The 559-nt window shown below is 28.5% G+C and carries 1 protein-coding gene; it reads right to left on the bottom strand.

The annotated features are described in order from the left end of the window. On the bottom strand, positions 1-559 hold a 559-nt coding region (locus G3997_RS03440), incomplete at both ends, for a DnaB-like helicase C-terminal domain-containing protein (protein WP_296648148.1).

Here is a 559-nt window from a genome sequence, read left to right as displayed (position 1 = left end):
TTTCATAATCTAGAGTTATATTCTTAAGTTCTCTAGATAAAGTTGCAACTTCTCTTTCCCTAGTTTGTAAGTTTTGTTCACTACTTAAAAGCTGAACATAATCCACTATTACTAAATCAGGTTTAACTTGTCTTATTCTCTTTTTAAGTTGWGGTATTGTACTTATTCTATCATTTATATATATAAGATTTTCCTTGCTCAAATCAYTCATTGCATCTATWATATTTTTCCAATCTATTTCYTTTAAATCTTTATACTTAAAGCTTTTAGCACTTATTCCAGTTTTCTTACTTAAGTTTCTCATAAATATTTGTTCTTTACTCATTTCCCTACTTATAAAAAGTACTTTCTTGCCTTGATCCTTACACTTTAACATTATTTGAAGTGCAAGTGCAGTTTTACCAACTCCACTTCTAGCAGCTATTGTTGTAAGCTCTCCTTTAAAAAGTCCTCCTATAACATCATCTAATAACTTAACTCCAAACTTAAGACCTGTATCTTCTCTATTTTCAAGAAAATCTAAAGTATTAGCACATATAGAACTTATATCATCTCCAAT

Origin of the sequence: Romboutsia sp. 13368 (assembly GCF_018336475.1) — a bacterium.
Classification (GTDB): Bacteria; Bacillota; Clostridia; order Peptostreptococcales; family Peptostreptococcaceae; genus Romboutsia.
The sequence above is the reverse complement of the archived record's forward strand: the minus strand, read 5'-3'. Positions and strand labels throughout refer to the sequence as shown.